This is a genomic window from Sphingomonas pseudosanguinis, assembly GCF_014196255.1.
GTDB classification, from domain to species: domain Bacteria; phylum Pseudomonadota; class Alphaproteobacteria; order Sphingomonadales; family Sphingomonadaceae; genus Sphingomonas; species Sphingomonas pseudosanguinis.
Genome location: NZ_JACIDH010000003.1, coordinates 159,160 through 175,804, shown reverse-complemented (window position 1 = coordinate 175,804; position 16,645 = coordinate 159,160). Strand labels below are relative to the sequence as shown.

18 protein-coding genes are annotated in these 16,645 nt (G+C 67.3%); 9 read left to right on the top strand and 9 right to left on the bottom strand.

Annotated elements, in window-relative coordinates; translation table 11 throughout:
- Positions 1-47 precede the first annotated feature (47 nt).
- Together GGR48_RS06790 and GGR48_RS06785 are read left to right on the top strand one after the other, a co-directional pair.
- Positions 48-833 carry a 3-hydroxybutyrate dehydrogenase gene (locus GGR48_RS06790; RefSeq protein WP_183951128.1) on the top strand — a complete coding sequence of 262 codons (786 nt, stop codon included), beginning with the start codon at positions 48-50 and terminating at the stop codon, positions 831-833.
- Positions 833-1,504, top strand: coding sequence for a DUF4893 domain-containing protein (locus GGR48_RS06785; protein WP_183951127.1), 672 nt, complete (start codon positions 833-835; stop codon positions 1,502-1,504). Before GGR48_RS06790 ends, GGR48_RS06785 begins: the two co-directional genes overlap by 1 nt.
- Here the strand turns inward: GGR48_RS06785 and GGR48_RS06780 are convergent.
- From GGR48_RS06780 to aceA, 4 genes are all read right to left on the bottom strand, one after another.
- Complete coding sequence (locus tag GGR48_RS06780) at positions 1,411-2,088, bottom strand: hypothetical protein (RefSeq protein WP_183951126.1); 678 nt, start codon at positions 2,086-2,088, stop codon at positions 1,411-1,413. The two genes, GGR48_RS06785 and GGR48_RS06780, sit on opposite strands and share 94 nt — an antisense overlap.
- Before the next feature lie 8 nt (positions 2,089-2,096).
- Positions 2,097-3,056 (bottom strand): cation diffusion facilitator family transporter, encoded by a 960-nt coding sequence (locus GGR48_RS06775; RefSeq protein ID WP_183951125.1) that lies wholly within the window; start codon positions 3,054-3,056, stop codon positions 2,097-2,099.
- Positions 3,057-3,349: 293 nt separating this feature from the next.
- Positions 3,350-3,508: a hypothetical protein gene (locus tag GGR48_RS06770; protein WP_183951124.1), complete on the bottom strand. Its 159-nt coding sequence runs from the start codon at positions 3,506-3,508 to the stop codon at positions 3,350-3,352.
- Positions 3,509-3,537: 29 nt separating this feature from the next.
- A complete protein-coding gene (gene aceA, locus GGR48_RS06765) occupies positions 3,538-4,818 on the bottom strand; it encodes an isocitrate lyase (protein ID WP_183951123.1) in 1,281 nt (426 codons plus the stop codon).
- 184 nt (positions 4,819-5,002) lie between these two features.
- Between aceA and GGR48_RS06760 the strand changes: the two genes are divergently transcribed.
- Together GGR48_RS06760 and GGR48_RS06755 are read left to right on the top strand one after the other, a co-directional pair.
- Positions 5,003-6,394, top strand: a complete 1,392-nt coding sequence (locus GGR48_RS06760) for a helix-turn-helix domain-containing protein (RefSeq protein WP_183951122.1) — start codon at positions 5,003-5,005, stop codon at positions 6,392-6,394.
- 46 nt (positions 6,395-6,440) lie between these two features.
- Positions 6,441-8,492 (top strand): putative bifunctional diguanylate cyclase/phosphodiesterase, encoded by a 2,052-nt coding sequence (locus GGR48_RS06755; protein WP_183951121.1) that lies wholly within the window; start codon positions 6,441-6,443, stop codon positions 8,490-8,492.
- On the opposite strand, the gene GGR48_RS06750 is transcribed toward GGR48_RS06755, so the two are convergent.
- From GGR48_RS06750 to GGR48_RS06740, 3 genes are all read right to left on the bottom strand, one after another.
- Positions 8,474-8,845 (bottom strand): response regulator, encoded by a 372-nt coding sequence (locus GGR48_RS06750; RefSeq protein ID WP_206362489.1) that lies wholly within the window; start codon positions 8,843-8,845, stop codon positions 8,474-8,476. The genes GGR48_RS06755 and GGR48_RS06750 overlap by 19 nt on opposite strands.
- A gap of 82 nt (positions 8,846-8,927) precedes the next feature.
- On the bottom strand, positions 8,928-9,884 hold the full coding sequence (locus GGR48_RS06745; protein ID WP_183951119.1) for an aldo/keto reductase: 957 nt from the start codon (positions 9,882-9,884) through the stop codon (positions 8,928-8,930).
- A gap of 7 nt (positions 9,885-9,891) precedes the next feature.
- Positions 9,892-10,089 (bottom strand): hypothetical protein, encoded by a 198-nt coding sequence (locus tag GGR48_RS06740; protein WP_183951118.1) that lies wholly within the window; start codon positions 10,087-10,089, stop codon positions 9,892-9,894.
- 102 nt (positions 10,090-10,191) lie between these two features.
- Here GGR48_RS06740 and GGR48_RS06735 point away from each other — a divergent pair, with 102 nt between their 5' ends.
- Positions 10,192-10,641, top strand: coding sequence for a DUF4126 family protein (locus GGR48_RS06735; RefSeq protein WP_240456040.1), 450 nt, complete (start codon positions 10,192-10,194; stop codon positions 10,639-10,641).
- Positions 10,642-10,646: 5 nt separating this feature from the next.
- Here GGR48_RS06735 and GGR48_RS06730 read toward each other — a convergent pair whose 3' ends face one another.
- Together GGR48_RS06730 and GGR48_RS06725 are read right to left on the bottom strand one after the other, a co-directional pair.
- Entirely contained in the window at positions 10,647-11,423 is a 777-nt protein-coding gene (locus tag GGR48_RS06730; RefSeq protein ID WP_221211414.1) for a hypothetical protein, read from the bottom strand.
- A gap of 93 nt (positions 11,424-11,516) precedes the next feature.
- Complete coding sequence (locus GGR48_RS06725; protein ID WP_476749643.1) at positions 11,517-12,686, bottom strand: Gfo/Idh/MocA family protein; 1,170 nt, start codon at positions 12,684-12,686, stop codon at positions 11,517-11,519.
- A 122-nt stretch (positions 12,687-12,808) separates the two neighbouring features.
- Here GGR48_RS06725 and GGR48_RS06720 point away from each other — a divergent pair, with 122 nt between their 5' ends.
- From GGR48_RS06720 to GGR48_RS06705, 4 genes are all read left to right on the top strand, one after another.
- Positions 12,809-13,198 (top strand): c-type cytochrome, encoded by a 390-nt coding sequence (locus GGR48_RS06720; protein WP_240456039.1) that lies wholly within the window; start codon positions 12,809-12,811, stop codon positions 13,196-13,198.
- Positions 13,199-13,221: 23 nt separating this feature from the next.
- On the top strand, positions 13,222-14,262 hold the full coding sequence (locus tag GGR48_RS06715; RefSeq protein ID WP_183951181.1) for a sugar phosphate isomerase/epimerase family protein: 1,041 nt from the start codon (positions 13,222-13,224) through the stop codon (positions 14,260-14,262).
- 161 nt (positions 14,263-14,423) lie between these two features.
- On the top strand, positions 14,424-15,728 hold the full coding sequence (locus GGR48_RS06710) for an MFS transporter (RefSeq protein WP_183951114.1): 1,305 nt from the start codon (positions 14,424-14,426) through the stop codon (positions 15,726-15,728).
- Complete coding sequence (locus GGR48_RS06705; RefSeq protein WP_183951113.1) at positions 15,725-16,645, top strand: hydroxypyruvate isomerase family protein; 921 nt, start codon at positions 15,725-15,727, stop codon at positions 16,643-16,645. The genes GGR48_RS06710 and GGR48_RS06705 overlap by 4 nt, the downstream gene beginning before the upstream one ends.

The window sequence follows — 16,645 nt, the reverse complement described above, 5'->3', positions numbered from 1 at the left end:
GCGCGGATGCCAGGCCGCATGGTGCGGCGCATATCAAGGAGAAGCGCATGTTCCTGAAGGGCAAGACCGCGGTGATCTCTGGTTCCACCTCGGGCATCGGCCTGGCCTATGCCAAGGCGCTGGCGGCGGAGGGAGCGGCCGTGATGCTGAACGGCTTCGGCGATGCGGATGCGATCGAGGCGAACCGCGCCGCGCTGGAACAGGCGAGTGGCGCCGCCGCGCTCTACGACCCCGCCGACATGACCCGGCCGGACGAAATCGCAGCGATGATCGACCGTGCGGCCAGGGAAACCGGCTCTGTCGACATCGTCATCAACAATGCCGGTATCCAGCATGTCGCGCCGATCACCGAATTCCCGGTCGAGAAATGGGACGCGATCATCGCGATCAACCTGTCCTCGGCCTGGCACATGATGCGCGCCGCCATCCCGCATATGCGGACGAAGGGCTGGGGCCGGATCATCACCACCGCCTCGGCGCACAGCCTGGTCGCCAGCCCCAACAAGTCGGCCTATGTCGCGGCCAAGCACGGCGTCGTCGGCATCACCAAGACGGTGGCGCTGGAGGTGGCGACCGATGGCATCACCGCCAATTGCATCTCGCCCGGCTATGTCTGGACGCCGTTGGTCGAGAACCAGATTCCCGATACGATGAAGTCGCGCGGGCTGACCCGCGATCAGGTGATCGAGGATGTGCTGCTGAAGGCGCAGCCGACCAAGGAGTTCGTCACCATCGAACAGGTCGCGGCGCTGGCGCTGTTCCTGTGCCGGGACGAGGCCAAGGCGATCACCGGCGCCAATCTGTCGGTCGATGGCGGCTGGACGGCGCAGTGATGCGCGGGGGCAAGCGCTGCTCGCTGGTGCTGATGCTGGGGCTTACGGCCGGCGGGACGGGGATCGCCCATGCCGCGCGGCGGCAGGCGGAGGCGGTCGACTGGCGACGCGCCGCGACCGAGGAGGATCGGCTGCGGCTGCGCAACTGGCGCGACGCGTGGATGAAGGGGCTGCGCCAGGCACGGGCCGGCGGCTGGGCAACGGACGTCGCGGCGCTGGGCGAACTGGTCAATCCCGACCGTTCGATCGCCGAGCCCGGGCTACCCGATGGCGATTACCGATGTCGCACGATCAAGCTGGGATCGCAGGGGCGCGGCACGCTGACCTATGTCGCCTATCCCTATTTCCGGTGCCGCGTGTCGGACGGCGGCAAGCAGCTGGTGAAGCTGACCGGATCGCAGCGGCTGACGGGGCGCCTCTACCCCGACACCGATGCGCGCAGCATCTTCCTGGGCACGCTGATGCTGGGGGACGAGGAGCGATCCTATGCCTATGGCCAGGACCGCGCGCGCGACATGGCGGGCGTGCTGGAGCGGGTCGGCGAGCGCAGCTGGCGGATCGCCTTTCCCTATCCGTCTTACGAGTCGATCCTGGACGTGGTCGAACTGGTGGCCGATGAAGGTACGGCCGGTGTGGGCGCAGGCGGCACCGCCGGGGCCAGCGGCACCTGACCGATCGGCGCGCCGAAAGCCGGCAGCGGCAGCAGCGAGGCGAGATAGGCCTTGCCCGACATGCCCAGCACCGTGACCCGGTCGGCATTGGCGCTGGCCACCGCCTTCAGATAGGAGCGCGGCTTCTTCATCAGCTCGGGGTGATCCAGCCCGATCAGCCCCAGCCGCCGGGCGGCCTCCTGGACGAAATGGACGCAGTTGCGCCGGTTCAGATTGTAATGGCCGTCGCCCGTCTTGTCGTCCCATGCCGCGACCAGCGCCAATATGTCGCCATATTGCGCGTCGATCATGACATAGGAGAACTGCGCGTCGCTGGTCGAGATATAGAAGGGTTTCGAGATGTCGAGCCGCCCCGGCACCGTGCCCATCAGGATCGCCGGCGACACCGATTTGGCGGTGAAGCCGTAATTGGCATCGACCGGCTGGCCCGTCGCATCGACCGTGCCGCGCAGCGAGAAGAACGCATGGGGAAAGCTGTTCCCCAGCTCATGGCTCCAGAATGTGATCGTGACGGCGGCCTGGGCCGGCAAGGCCCATCCGATCCACAAAGCGAAGGCGAGCAGAAGGCGCAGCGACTTGGTCATGATACCGCTTATAACCTGGGTTGGGGCGCAGCCGTAGCGGCATTTTCGCGCTTTTCCGGGCGAATATAGATGGATGACAGGCTCGGCACCGCGCGTCGCAGATCATCCTCCAGCGTCTCGATCATCGTCTCCGCCGCGCCCATGGGCAGGCTGTCGACGAAATCGGCGCTGATCGCGGCAAAGATGCTGTCGGGCGCGGTGTGGACGGTGCGGACATGGTTCACATGGGTGATCCATGGGCGTTCGGTGACGATGCCACGGATCGTCTCGACCACCGCCGGGTCGGCACGCTCGCCGATCAGCAGCCCCTTGGCCTCGCGCGCCAGCAGCACCGCGACCATCCCAAGTACCACCCCGATCAGGATCGAGGCGATGCCGTCGATGCGTGGATCGTTGAGTTCGTGCGACAGGAAGACGCCCAGGCCCGCGATGACCAGCCCCGCCAGCGCCGCCGAATCCTCGAACAGCACGATGAAGCCGGGCGGGTCCTTCGATTCATGGATCGCCCGCCACCAGCCGGCATCGCCCTTCGACCGGCGGAACTCGCGAACCGCGATCGTCCAGGATGCCCCTTCGAGGGCGAAGGCGATGGCCAGCACGATATAGTTGACCGTTGGATCGACCAGCGGCTCGGGGTCGCGGACGTGTAGCCAGCCTTCATAGATCGAGATGCCGGCGCCCAGCGCGAAGATCAGGATGGCGACGACGAACGCCCAGAAATACAGCTCGCGGCCATAGCCGAAGGGGTGGATGGCATCCGGCCCGCGCTTGGCGCGCTTCTGGCCATAGAGCAGCAGGATCTGGTTGCCGCTGTCGACGACCGAATGGACGCCCTCGGTCAGCATCGACGACGATCCGGTGATGCCGGCGGCGACGAACTTGGCCACGCCGATGCCCAGATTGGCCGCCAGCGCGCCGTAGAGGACGATGTTCTCGCGAATACGCGCGGTCAGGCCGGTATCGGGCATGGAGCGCTAAGCGTCCCATCGGGGTCGTTGTTCCGCCGCGAAAACAAACCCCGCCGGTGGGTGCCGGCGGGGTGCCTCCTTCCCCAAGGAAGTCTTGGACGGTGGGGTGCGTTACTGTCATTCGAAGCGTGCACTTCGACTTCGCTCAGTGCGAACGGAGGTTGGGACAAAGGCCTCGTGTCAGAGCTGATCCCAAACCGCCGTTCAGCTTGAGCCCTTCGACTGGCTGGCAAGCCAGCCGCTCAGGATAAACTTCGGCGCGTTGCGCCGAAGTCGAAGGCCAAGGGATCACCTCAAGAGGCGATCCGCCCCAGCCGGTGGTAGAGATGCGCGAACTTCACCGAGCGGGGATCGTCCGCGACGCGCTTGACGTGTTCGGCGATGGCTTCCTTCATCAGCGCGAAGTCCTCGGTCGAGAAGACGGCACGGCTGCGTTGGGGTTCGGTCTGCATGATCAGGTCTCCTTTCCATTTCGGGGTTATTATGCCGCCTGCTCGAACTGGGCGGCTTCGGTCGATTCGGCGAGTGCGGTGGTCGAGCTTTCGCCGCCCGCTGCCACTTGGGCAACGAGGTCGAAATAGCCCGTGCCCACCTCGCGCTGGTGGCGGGTCGCGGTATAGCCATGGTCCTCGGCGGCGAACTCGGCCTGTTGCAGTTCGGAATAGGCCGCCATGCCCCGATCGCGATAACCGCGCGCCAGCTCGAACATGCCGAAGTTCAGCTGGTGGAACCCCGCCAGCGTAACGAACTGGAACTTGTACCCCATCGCCCCGATCTCGCGCTGGAAACGGGCGATGTCGTCGCGGTCGAGATTCTTCTCCCAGTTGAAGCTGGGCGAGCAATTATAGGCCAGCATCTTGTCCGGATGCTCGCGCTTGATCGCCTCGGCGAAGCGGCGCGCATCGTCGAGATTGGGCTTGGACGTCTCCCACCACAACAGGTCGGCATGGGGGGCGAAGGCCAGTCCGCGCTTGATGCAATGGTCGACGCCGGTTCCCTCCTTCAGGCGGTAGAAGCCCTCGGCGGTCCGCTCGCCCGTCAGGAACTCGCGGTCGCGCTCGTCGACCTCGGAGGTGATCAGGCGCGCGCTTTCGGCATCGGTGCGCGCGCAGATGATCGTCGGTACGCCCGACACGTCGGCCGCCAGCCGTGCCGCGTCCAGATTGCGGATATGCGTCTGGGTGGGGATCAGAACCTTGCCGCCCAGATGCCCGCACTTCTTTTCCGAGGCGAGCTGGTCCTCGAAATGGACCCCCGCCGCACCCGCCGCGATATAGGATTTCATGATCTCGAAGCAGTTGAGCGGCCCGCCGAACCCCGCTTCGGCATCGGCGACGATCGGGGCGAACCAATCGCGGGTGACGCCGCCCTCGGCATGTTCGATCTGGTCGGCGCGCGCCAGTGTCGCGTTGATCCGCCGCGCCAGTTCGGGCCCGGCATTGGCGGGGTAGAGCGACTGGTCCGGGTACATCTGTCCCGCCGTGTTGGCGTCGGCCGCCACCTGCCAGCCCGACAGATAGATCGCCTTCAACCCGGCGCGCACCATCTGCATCGCCTGATTGCCCGACAGCGCGCCCAACGCATGGACATAATCCTCGGTCCGCAACAGCTCCCAGAGCTTCAGCGCGCCGCGCCGTGCCAGCGTATGCTCGATCGCCACCGACCCGCGCAGCCGCTGGACATCGGCCGGGCTGTAGGGGCGCTCGATCCCGTCGAACCGCCCGGCGGGGGCGGGAATGAGGTCGGAGAAGCTGAGCGTCATGGCATATCCTTTACAAAGTCACTGTCCTTGATGATGAGATTGACGGGTGAGGGCGACGTAGAACAGCAAGTGGTAAGAAATGGCGGGTGATGACGTCATCATCGCCAAGCTATCAAAAGTCGCAATGTAAAGAATTGACAAGCTGGTTGGCGGGGCGCAGCATCGTCGGAGAGGGAGCGGCGACATGAGTACGGCAAAGCTGATCGCGGGCCATGCAGTGCGGCGGCTGCGTCGCCAGCAGGGTCTGTCGCAAGCGGCGATGGCCGAGATGCTCGACATCTCGCCCAGCTATCTCAACCTGATCGAACGCAACCAGCGGCCGGTGTCGGCGGCGTTGCTGGTCCGGCTGGTCGAGACGTTCGACTTCGATCCGCGCGCGCTGACGGCCGATGCGCCGGGCGGCGGCGCGGCGGCGATGCGGCGGCGGCTGGCCGATCCCATGTTCGCCGATCTGGAGATCGACCGCGCCGAGCTGGAGGAATGGCTGGCCGCAGCACCCGGCGGCGCGGAGGCGTTCGCCCGTGCCTTCGACCGTTGGAGCGGGGAGGGCGCGCGGGCCGCCACTCCGGTCGCGATCGATTCGACGATGATGGTCCGCCGCGAGATCGAACGCTGGCGCAATCACTTCCCGGATCTGGATGCCGCCGCCGAAATGCTGGCCGACGAACTCCGCATGGGGGCGGCCGATCTGTACGGTGCGCTTACCGAGCGGCTGCGCGTGCGTCATGCGCTGTCTATCCGCATCCTGCCGATCGACATCCTGCCGGACACGCTCGTTCGCCTCGACCTTCATGCCCGCCAGATCCAGCTGTCGGAAATGCTGGAGGGGCCCGCACGCGTCTTCGCGCTGACGATGCAGCTGGGGCTGCTGGAGGCGCGGGGTGAGATCGACGCGCTGACGCGCGGCGCGGCGTTCGGTGACCGCACCGCCGAACGGCTGTTCCGCCGCTATCTGGGCCAGTATTTCGCCGCCGCGCTGGTCATGCCCTATGCGCGGTTCCTGCGCGCGTGCGAGGCGACGGGCTATGACCTGCCCGTCCTGGAGCGCCGCTTCGCCGTGTCGCGCGAGCAACTGGCGCACCGGCTGACGACGCTCGGCCGCGTGGGCGCGCGCGGCCTGCCCTTTTTCCTGATGCGGCTGGATCGGGCGGGGCAGGTGTCGAAACGCTATGCCGGCCCCGCGCATCCCGCGCTGGTCGAGGCGGAGGGGCGCTGCCCCTTGTGGCGGGCGCTGTCCCTGGTCGACCGGCCGGGCGAGACGCTGACCGAGCTGGTCGAAATGGAGGGCGGCGTGCGGCTCCTGACCATGGCCTCGGGCATCGAGAAGGCGGGACGTTCGATCAGCGGGGTCACCGCGCGCTTCGTCATCGTCCTGGGGGTGGAGGCGTCGCTGGCCGATGGACTGGCGGCGGCGCGGGGGCGCGACCTGAAGGGAGCGGCGACGCCGATCGGGCCGGGGTGCCGGCGCTGCACCCGCCCCGACTGCCCGCAGCGATCGCATCCCCCCATGGGCCGCAGCCTGCTGACCACCGAGCGTGAACGGCGGGTCGCGCCGCTCGTCTTCGCGGGCGACTGACCATGGCTTCACCATTTTTAAGCATCATGGAACTAGGGTTCGCGCGATGAGAGCTTTGTCGCATCGCCATCGGTCCTTGCAGTTCCGCTTCGCGGTGATGCTGACCATCGGCCTGCTGGTGTCGCTCGCGCTGTGCGGACTGGGCCTGGTGCTGGGCAGCCAGCTGCTGACGACGGTCAAGGCGAACCGCCATCTGACGGCGACGATCACACGACATGATGCCGAGGACGCCCGGCTGCGCGCGCTGCGCATCGCGATCGGCGATCTGACCCGCGACGTGGAAAAGGGGCGTGCCGTCGCCGATGCGCGCTGGCGGCCGCTGGAGCGTGAGACGGTCGCCGGCCTGTCGACACCCGTCACCGTCTCGCCCGACATGCCCCGGTCGATCCATGTCGCGCTGATCGCCGAGCATCGCGTGCAACGCCAATTCGCCACGGCGGCGATGGCGCTGATGGCCGGCGCACGCCAGGGAGCCGCATCGGTCAAGGCCGGGATGCCCGCCTTCGTCGCCAGCCTGCACGCGCTGGAACAGGCGCGGCAGACCTCGCACGATCTGCTCAACCGGCAGCTCGCGATCAGCGGAACGCAGGTCGAGCAGCTGGCGCGCCATGCGCTGATCCAGGTGGCGATGGCGGGCGTGTTGATCCTGTTCTTCGTCACCCTGTTGATCGTCTGGCTGCGGCGGCGGATCGTGCGGCCGCTGCTCGACATCGTCGCGGCGATCCGGACGATGAATGCCGGCCAGCCGCTCGCCCCCTTGCCCATGGCGGCCGACCATGACGAGATCGGCGAACTGACGCGCGGGCTGGAGGCGCTGTCGCGCGCGGGCGCGGAGCGGGCGCGGATTCAGCGTCAGGTCGAGTATCTGGCGCATCACGATCCGCTGACCGGGCTGGTGAACCGCGTGGTCTTTTCCGAACGGCTGGCCGCGCTGTTGCTGGCGGGGCAGCGGGTCGCGCTGCTCGCGATCGATCTGGACGGGTTCAAGGGGGTCAACGACACGCTGGGCCATGCGACCGGGGACAAGATGCTGATCCGCACCGCCGCGCTGCTGGCGACGGCGGCACGCGAGGGCGATGTGGTCGCGCGGATCGGCGGCGACGAGTTCGCGATCATCCATGTCCTGTCCGATGGGGAGCGTGACGCCGCCGCGTTGGTCGAGCGGATATTCGCGATTGCGGGCCATGAGGCCGCCACCCCGGTGATCCGCCTGAGCATCGGCGTCGCCCTGTCGCAACATCATGCGCTGGAGGGGGATGAACTCCATGCCTGTGCGGACATCGCGCTGTATCGCGCGAAGGCGGACGGTCGCAATCGCGCGCGCCATTACGACGCGGCGATGGACGAGGAGCGCCGGCAGCGCCGCTGGCTGGCGCATGAACTATGCGACGCGGTGACGCGCGGCGAACTGCATCTGGCGTTCCAGCCGATCGCGGACTGCGCGACGCGGCGGATCATCGGGCAGGAGGCGCTGGCCCGCTGGACCCATCCGGTCCTGGGGGCGGTGTCGCCCGATGTCTTCATCGCCATCGCCGAAGAGGATGGCCTGATCGCCGAGATCGGCCAGCATCTGCTCGTTGAGGCGCTGACGGTGGCGCGGCAATGGCCAATCGAATGGATGCTGGCGATCAACCTGTCGCCCGTCCAGCTGCGCGACCCGGCGCTGGCGGCGCGGATGCTGGCGGCGATAGAGGCGCTAGGCTTTGCCCCGTGCCGGTTGGAAGTCGAGGTGACCGAGGGCGTGCTGATCGACGAGCGCGACACCGCCATGGCCAATTTGCGGGCCCTGCGCGCCGCCGGGGTCCGCATCGTGATGGACGATTTCGGAACCGGCTATTCGTCGCTCAGCAGTTTGCAGCAATTCCCGTTCGACAAGATCAAGATCGACCGTAGCTTCATCGCCGGGATGAACGAGGAGGGGCCGGCGCTGTCGATCGTGCGGGCCTCGGTCGGCCTGGGGCGCAGTCTGAACATCCCCGTCGTGGCCGAGGGTGTGGAGAGCGAGCAGCAATATGCGGTGCTGCAGGCGCTGGGCTGCGAACAGATTCAGGGCTATCTGATCGGCCGCCCCGCCACTTTTCAGGCGAAGGCGGCCTGACGCAGATCGTTTCCGGCCGACAGGTCGCCGATCAGGCGAATGACCTCGTGGCCGGTATAGGGTTTCGGGAGGAAGCGAACCTCGGCCGGCAGCGTCGCCGGATCATATCCGGGTTCACCGGAGGTGACGATCACCGTGACGTGCGGATGGCTATCCCGCACTCGCGCGGCCAAGGCCGCACCGTCCAGCGACCCGGGCATCACCACATCGGTGAAGATCGCGCTGATGCCCGGATTGCTGTCGAGCATGCGCAGCGCTTCGTCCGCCGAGCTTGCCTGAACGACCTGGTATCCCGCATCCTCCAACGCGAATTGCGTATGGAGCAGCAGGAGGAACTGATCATCGACCACCATGATGGTACGTGGTGTAGAAGTCATGCGGCTTTAATGATTTGGTCATCGTGATGGTTTCCGCCGACTAACATATTTTATGTGGTTACGATCCGGCCGCATTTAGCCGCGCGAGTTGATCCTCCGACAGTCGGAGCCGCATGGCGGGGGTGAGTTCGGACAACTGCTTGACGCTGGTAGCACTCGCGATCGGCGCGGTGACGCCGGCCTGTGCCATCAGCCAGGCGAGCGCGACCTGCGCCGGAGTGGCCCCGGTTTCCTCGGCCACGCCGTCGAGCGCGGCGAGCACCTCCGCACCCTTGCCGTGAAGCAGTTCGCCCATCTTCTGTCCGCGCACGCTTTGCGACAGATCGGCCTCGCTGCGATATTTGCCGGTCAGGAAGCCCGAGGCGAGGCCGTAATAGGGCACGACGCCGATATTCTCGGTGACGCAGTAATCCTGCAGCTCGCCCTCATATTTGTGGCGGCTGACCAGATTATATTCGGGCTGCAGCACATGGTAGCGCGGGAGGCCGGCGTCGCGCGCGGCGTTGTTGGCGCGCATCAGCCGGGCGGCATGGAAGTTGGAGGCGCCGATCACGCGGACCTTGCCCGCCTCGACCAGCCTGGCGAAGGCCTCCATCACCGTCTCCTGCGGCTGATCCTCGTCATCCTGATGCGCGAAATACAGGTCGATGCGGTCGGTCTGGAGCCGCTTGAGCGACGCTTCCGCCGCCGCGGCGATGCGCGCGGGGGCCAGCTTCTCGCCGCCCTCGCCGGGCAGCATGCCGACCTTGGTCGCGATCAGCACCTGGTCGCGCTTGCCGCTGGCCTTCAGCCATTCGCCGATCATCGTCTCGGACTCGCCGCCCCGATGGCCGTCGACCCAGGCGGAATAGACGTCGGCGGTATCGATCATCGTGCCGCCCTGGTCGACGAATGCGTCGAGCACCGCGAAACTCGCGTCCCGGTCGGCGGTCCAGCCGAAGACGTTGCCGCCCAGCACCAGCGGCGCGATCATCAGGTCGGTCGAGCCCAGGCGGCGGAGCGGCGTATCGGTCATGACGGCATCAGCTTTCGTTATCGGTGGATGTCGTCGCCTCAACGTCCGAAGGGGCGATCGCGTTCAGATCGACCGCCTTGGCGTCGAGCATCGCGGCGGCTTCGTTCAGCTGGCGGTTCTCCGCCTCGCTCAGCCCCTCGGGCTGGTCGTTGGAGGAACAGGCGGCAAGCGCCAGCAGCGCGGCGGCGGTCAGGATGCGGATCATGGCGCGGATGATGCCAAAGCCGGGGTGTTGAAGGGAAGGGGGAACCCGCCGGACGGGGGCGAGCGTTGGGGCGATCTGTTTCCAAGACATGAGGTCATGGTCATGCTCGCATCGTTCAAAATGGGTCTGGTCGGCGGACAGCGCGCGATGACGCCGCTTGCCGCCGTGTCGATCGCCGCCGCGCGGGGCGAATTGAAGCCGGGCAAGGGCGTGCTGCGCTGGCTGGCCAATCCGGTCGTCGTCGTCGGCACGCTGGCGCTCGCGATCGGTGAAATGGCGGGCGACAAGCAGAAGACCGCGCCCGATCGGATCGTGCCGATCGGTCTGGTCGCGCGCTTCACGACCTCGGCGATCGCCGGCGCGGCGCTGGTCGACCCCAAGCGTCGCTGGCTGGGTGCGGCGATCGGCGGCGTGACGGCGGTGGTCGCTTCCTATCCCGGCTGGCGCGGGCGGATGGCCGCATTGGGACGCTACGGCCAGACCAAGACGGGCTTCGCCGAGGACGTCGCGGTGCTCGCCAGCGCGGCCGGGATCGTGCGCGGGCGGGTCTGACCGGCTCAGCGGTCCCGATCGGCGGGAAACAGCCGGGCGAACCAGCGCCGCCCGACATGAAACCATGCCACCGCCAGGAGCAGCCCCAGCAACAGGGGCGGCCCCAGATAGGCGAGCAGGGTCAGGACCGTCGTGATCGTCCAGCTGAGCGAGGCATAGGCGATGTTCGCTACCTCGCTCAGCTGCGCCTGTAGTCCGACGCCGGACCCGGCGGCGTAATAGAAGCTGATGGGCGTGAAGGTGACGCTGGCCTGGGTGGCGGCCTTGGCGGCGAGATTGTCGCGTTCCTGCCGCTCCAGCGCGGCGCGGCGGGTCAGCAATTCGCTTCGTTCGGCAGCCGGCAGGCCCTGAATCGCCAGCCTTTTGTCGATTTCACTCCGATCGGTCCGGGCATCGGCGGCGCTGGCATCGGCCTGTTGGATGTCGGGCACGGTATCCTTGCCGATGATCTCGGCACCGGTCAGCGCGCCGCCCGCCGCTTCGACCCGCTTGACGCCTTCCCGGCCAAAGGTACGGGCGATGGCCGAGGCGACACTCATATCCAGACTGGCGGAGGCGCGACCCGAACTGTCGACGTTGAACGCCATGCCGGTGATACGGCACCGTGCGCCCAGCCGCTCGCATGCCTGCGCTTGCAACTCCTGTGCATCGGAAATCCGCGCCGACGGCAGGCGCACGTCGTAGCGATAGGAAAAGGCCAGGCCGCCGGCCTTGCTCGCGGTTTCGCCGGCCTGATCCTGATCGGGCGCCTTGCTGCAACCCGCCAGGACCAGCAGCGCCATTCCAATGCCGAACCACCGCATGATCAACTCCCCATCGATCGTTTTCAAAACGTATCGATGTGATGGGAATTGCGTCAAGCCGGCTCAACGCACTCAGTCGGCTAGCGCGGGAAACACGGTCCACTTCTCGTCCGACCGCGCGCTTTCCAGCACCGCCTCGACGAACGCCATCGTCCGCAATCCGGATTCCAGCCCCGGAAACCAGTCGGGCTCACCCAATGCGCCACCCGTCGGGGCATCGTCGCGCAGGCTTCCCGCGACCGCGCGGTAGAGGTTGCCGAACGCCTCGATATAGCCCTCCGGATGGCCCGAGGGAGTGCGCAGGCGGGGCAGGGTGGTGGGGCTGAGGCCCGGGCCGCCGGCGCGGACGATCTCGGCGGGGCGGTCGAGCCAGCGCAGGGTCAGCGTGTTCGGCTCCATCTGCGACCATTCCAGCCCGCCCTTCTCGCCGTGGATGCGGATGCGCAGGCCATTCTCCTCGCCAGCCGCCACCTGCGTGGCGCGCAGCGTGCCGCGCGCGCCCTCGGCGAAGCGCAGCAGGACATTGACGTCGTCGTCGAGCATCCGTCCCGCCACATGAGTGGTCACATCCGCCGACAGCGCCTCGACCGTGAGGCCGGAGACATGCTCGGCCAGCTGGAAGGCATGGGTGCCGATATCGCCCAGCGCGCCGCCGAGACCCGCCCGCGCGGGATCTGTGCGCCACTCGGCCTGCTTGTTGCCTTCGCGGTCGAGCGGGCTGCTCAGCCAACCCTGGACATATTCGACATGGACCAGCCGGACGCGACCGAAATCGCCGCGCGCGACGCGGGCGCGCGCCTCTTCGACCATCGGATAGCCGCTATAGGTGAAGGCCAGCGCGTAAAGCCGGCGCGACGCCCGCGCCGCCTCGGCGATGGCTTGCGCCTCGGCCAGGTTCATCGCCATCGGCTTTTCGCTGAACACGGGGAAGCCCGCATCGAGCGCGGCGATCGCCATGGGGGCGTGGAGATGGTTGGGCGTGACGATCGCGACCGCGTCGATCCGTTCGCCCTCGGGGCGCGCGCGTTCGTCGGCGAGCAGCGCATCCAGCGTGTCATGGACCCGCGCAGGGTCGAGGCCGAGCTGTTCGCCGGTGCGCCGGTTGCGTGCTGGGTCGCTGCTGAACGCACCCGCGACCAACTGCCAGTCGCCATCCAGCGCCGCCGCCATCCGGTGCACGCCGCCGATGAACGCGCCCTCGCCGCCGCCCGCCATCGCCAGTTTCAGCCTGCGTCCCGCCATCATCCTCTCCCGTCATGCGCGTCGCTCGAAAGGCGACATTCGATACTTGCAAGCCACGGGTTTACCGGTAAACTCCGTGTAGAACCAGCGAGTCTGGACAAGAAAATTTCAGGAGAGAGAGGATGAGGCAACTCGTCTGGTTGGCCGCCCTGCCGGGCACGATCGCGATGATGCTGGCGGTGCAGGCACCTTCGACCGCGCAGACCGCGCCCGCCGCCGGGGCGCAGGCGTTCGCCGCGTGCCGCGCGTGCCACACGCTCAACAAGGGCGGGCGCAACGGGGTCGGCCCCAATCTGAACGGCGTCTTCGGGCGGCAGGCGGGCAGTATCGCCGGCTTCAACTATTCACCCGCGATGAAGGCGTCGGGGCTGAAATGGGATGACAAGACGCTGAATGAATTCATCGCCGCGCCGATGAAGAAGGTGCCGGGCACGCGCATGCCGATCGGCGTCGCCGACCCCGCCAAGCGCGCCGCGCTGATCGCGTACCTCAAGGCCGAGACCGCGAAGTGACCGAGACCGCCCCATCCTCGGCGATGCGCGGGCCGGGTATCTTCCTGGCACAGTTCATGGGCGATGCCGCCCCGTTCGACACGCTCGACTCGGCGGCGGGCTGGATGGCGGAAGCGGGTTATGAGGGCGTGCAGATCCCGACTTGGGATGCGCGCTGCATCGACCTGAAGCTGGCCGCCGAAAGCCAGGATTATTGCGACGATCTGGCCGGGCGCTGCGCCGAGGCGGGCGTCGCGATCACCGAATTGTCGACCCATTTGCAGGGGCAACTGGTCGCGGTCCATCCCGCCTATGATGCGGCGTTCGACGGCTTCGCGCCCGAGGCGGTGCGGGGCAAGCCGGCCGAACGACAGGAATGGGCGGTCCAGCAACTGCGTTACGCCGCCAAGGCCAGCCGGCGATTGGGCTTGAACGCGCACGCGACCTTCTCGGGCGCGTTGCTCTGGCCCTTCGTTTACCCTTGGCCGCAGCGGCCCGCCGGGCTGGTGGCGGAAGGGTTCGCCGAACTCGGCAAGCGCTGGCGGCCGATCCTGGACGCGTTCGAGGAGGAAGGTGTCGACCTCTGCTACGAACTCCATCCCGGCGAAGACCTGCATGACGGCGTGACGTTCGAGCGGTTCCTGGAGGCGGTCGGCGGCCATGCCCGCGCCAACATCCTCTACGACCCCAGCCATTTCGTGCTGCAGGCGATGGATTATCTGCAGTTCATCGACGTTTATAACGACCGCATCCGCATGTTCCACGTCAAGGATGCCGAGTTCAATCCGACCGGCCGCGCGGGCGTCTATGGCAGCTATGGCGACTGGGTCGACCGGCCGGGGCGGTTCCGCTCGCTGGGCGACGGACAAGTCGATTTCGGCGGCATTTTCTCCAAGCTGACGCAATATGGCTATGCCGGCTGGGCGGTGCTGGAATGGGAATGCTGCCTGAAGCATCCCGAGGACGGCGCGCGGGAGGGGGCGCCCTTCATCGCCGCGCATATGATCCGGCGGGCCGAGCGCGCCTTCGACGATTTCGCCGGTGGGGGCGATCCGGCCGCCAATCGGCGCTGGCTGGGAATTTGAAATATGCTCTCCGTCATTGCAAGCGCAGCGAAGCAATCCAGTGCCCGGGCAAGACGCCCTGGATTGCCGCGCTTCGCTTGCAATGACGGATAATAATTCAATGGCTTGACCATTCGCTCCGGACGGTCAAGTCTGACAAAAAAGATAAGCGGGAGAGGGGCATGGAAGCGATACCGGAGAATCGGTCGCGGCTATTCTGGCTGAGCGTGCTGGCCCTGTTCACGGCCGCCGCCAGCGCGGCGCTGCGTGCGGCGGTGGCGAGCAGCCTGAAGGCGCAGTGGATCGACCCGATCGCGCCGGTCGAGGCGGGGGAGTTGATCGGATCGGCGCTGGGGTCGGCCTTTCTGGGCTTTGCCGCGACCCTGTTCGTGGCGAGCGCGCTGCTCGACCGGATCGGTGCGCGCCAGATGCTGATCGGCTGCGGCCTGTGTTTCCTCGTCGGCACGACGGCGATCATCGGGGCGGGCTCGGTCGCCAGCGGCATGGGCGTCTATCATGTCGTCTGGGGCGGGATGCTGCTCAGCGGTATCGGCTGGGGTCTGGCGGAAGCGTCGATCAACCCGTTGACCGCACGGCTTTATCCCGAAGACACGACGCATCGCCTGAACGTGCTTCATGCCTGGTATCCCGGCGGGCTGATCGTCGGCGGTCTGGCGGGAGTGTTCCTGGCGGAGGCGCTGTCGTGGCAGGCGATCATGGCGCTGGTGCTGATCCCGGCGCTCGGCGTGCTGGTGATGGCGGCGACCACCCGTTTTCCGCCGGTCCCCCGCGAAGTCCGTGACGTCGGTTTCGGCGGCATGATCGCCGAAGTCTTCAAGCGGCCGAGCTTCTTCGTCTGGTTCGCCGCGATGTTCCTGACCGCCGCCTCCGAACTCGCGCCGGGCCAGTGGCTCGACGTGGCGCTCAGCAGCCGGGTGGGTATGCGCGGCATCCTGCTGCTGGTCTATGTCAGCGCGCTGATGTTCGTGTTCCGCCATTTCGCCGGGCGGATCGCGGGGCGGTTGTCCAATCCGGGGCTGCTCTGGGTGTCGAGCCTGCTGGCGGGGATCGGTCTGTTCCTGCTGTCGCGCGCGCAGTCGCCGGTGGCGGCGATCCTGGCCTCGACCGTGTGGGGGCTGGGCGTCTGCGCGATGTGGCCGACCATGCTCGCCTCGGTCGCCGAGCGTTATCCGCGCGGCGGTGCCTGGGCGCTCGGGCTGGTCGGATCGGCGGGTGCGCTGGCAAGCTTCTTCGTGCTGCCGCGCCTCGGCGCGATGTTCGACGCCGCCAAGGTCGAGCTGGCCGGTGGACCGGAGGCGTTCACCCGGCTGACCGGCGAGGCGCTGCGCCAGGTCGAGGATGCGGCGGCATCGCAATCCTTCGCGCGGCTGGCGATCGTGCCGGTGATCCTGTTGTTCGTCTTCGGCGGAATCTGGCTGGCCGAGCGCCGCCGTCCCCGCCGCCCTGTCGCGGAGAGCGTCGCATGAACTGGTCGCGTCGTACCGTCATCGGTGGCTTGGCCGCCGCCGTCCCCGCCACCACGCTGGCGGGACAGAAGGCCGGTCGATCTTCGAATGCCGCGCGCTTCACCCTGGGCTTCGCGCCGCATCTGGGCAGCTTCGCCAGCCGGGGCGACAGCTCGGTCGAGCAGATCGCCTATGCCGCCGATCAGGGCTTCTGGGCCTGGGAGGACAATGAGTACCGCCTCCGCCCCATCGCGGAGCAGGAGGCGATCGCCAAGGCGCTGCGCGACCGCAAGATGACGATGGGCGTGTTCGTCGCGTCGATGCCCAAATGGTCGGAATCGCGGCCCTTGCTGGGTGGTGACGACGATGCCGAGCGACAGGCGTTTCTTGCCGATGTGACCAGCGCGGTCGATGTCGCAAAACGGGTCGGCGCGACGCGGATGACGGTCGTCACCGGCTTCATGGACAAGCGTCTGCACCCCGCGATCCAGATGGGGCGGGTCATCGACGTAATGCGCCGCGCGGGCGACATCGTCGCGCTGCATGGGATGGCGCTGGTGATGGAGCCGCTCAATACGCGGACCAACCATCCGGGCGTCTTCATGCAGTCGATCGCGGAGGGCTATGCGGTCGCGCGCGGCGCGAACAGCCCGGGCGTGAAGGTGCTGGCCGACCTCTATCACGAGCAGATTCAGTCGGGGAATCTGATCCCGACGATGAAGCTGTGCTGGGACGAGATCGGCTATATCCAGTTCGGCGACAATCCCGGCCGCAACGAGCCGGGCAGCGGCGAGATCAACTACGCCAATGTCTGCCGCTTCCTGAAGGCGCAGGGCTATGCCGGGGTGATCGGCATGGAGCATGGCAATTCGGTCAAGGGCCGGGCGGGCGAAGACAAGCTGATCGCCGCCTATCGCGCGATCGATCCGAGAATATGA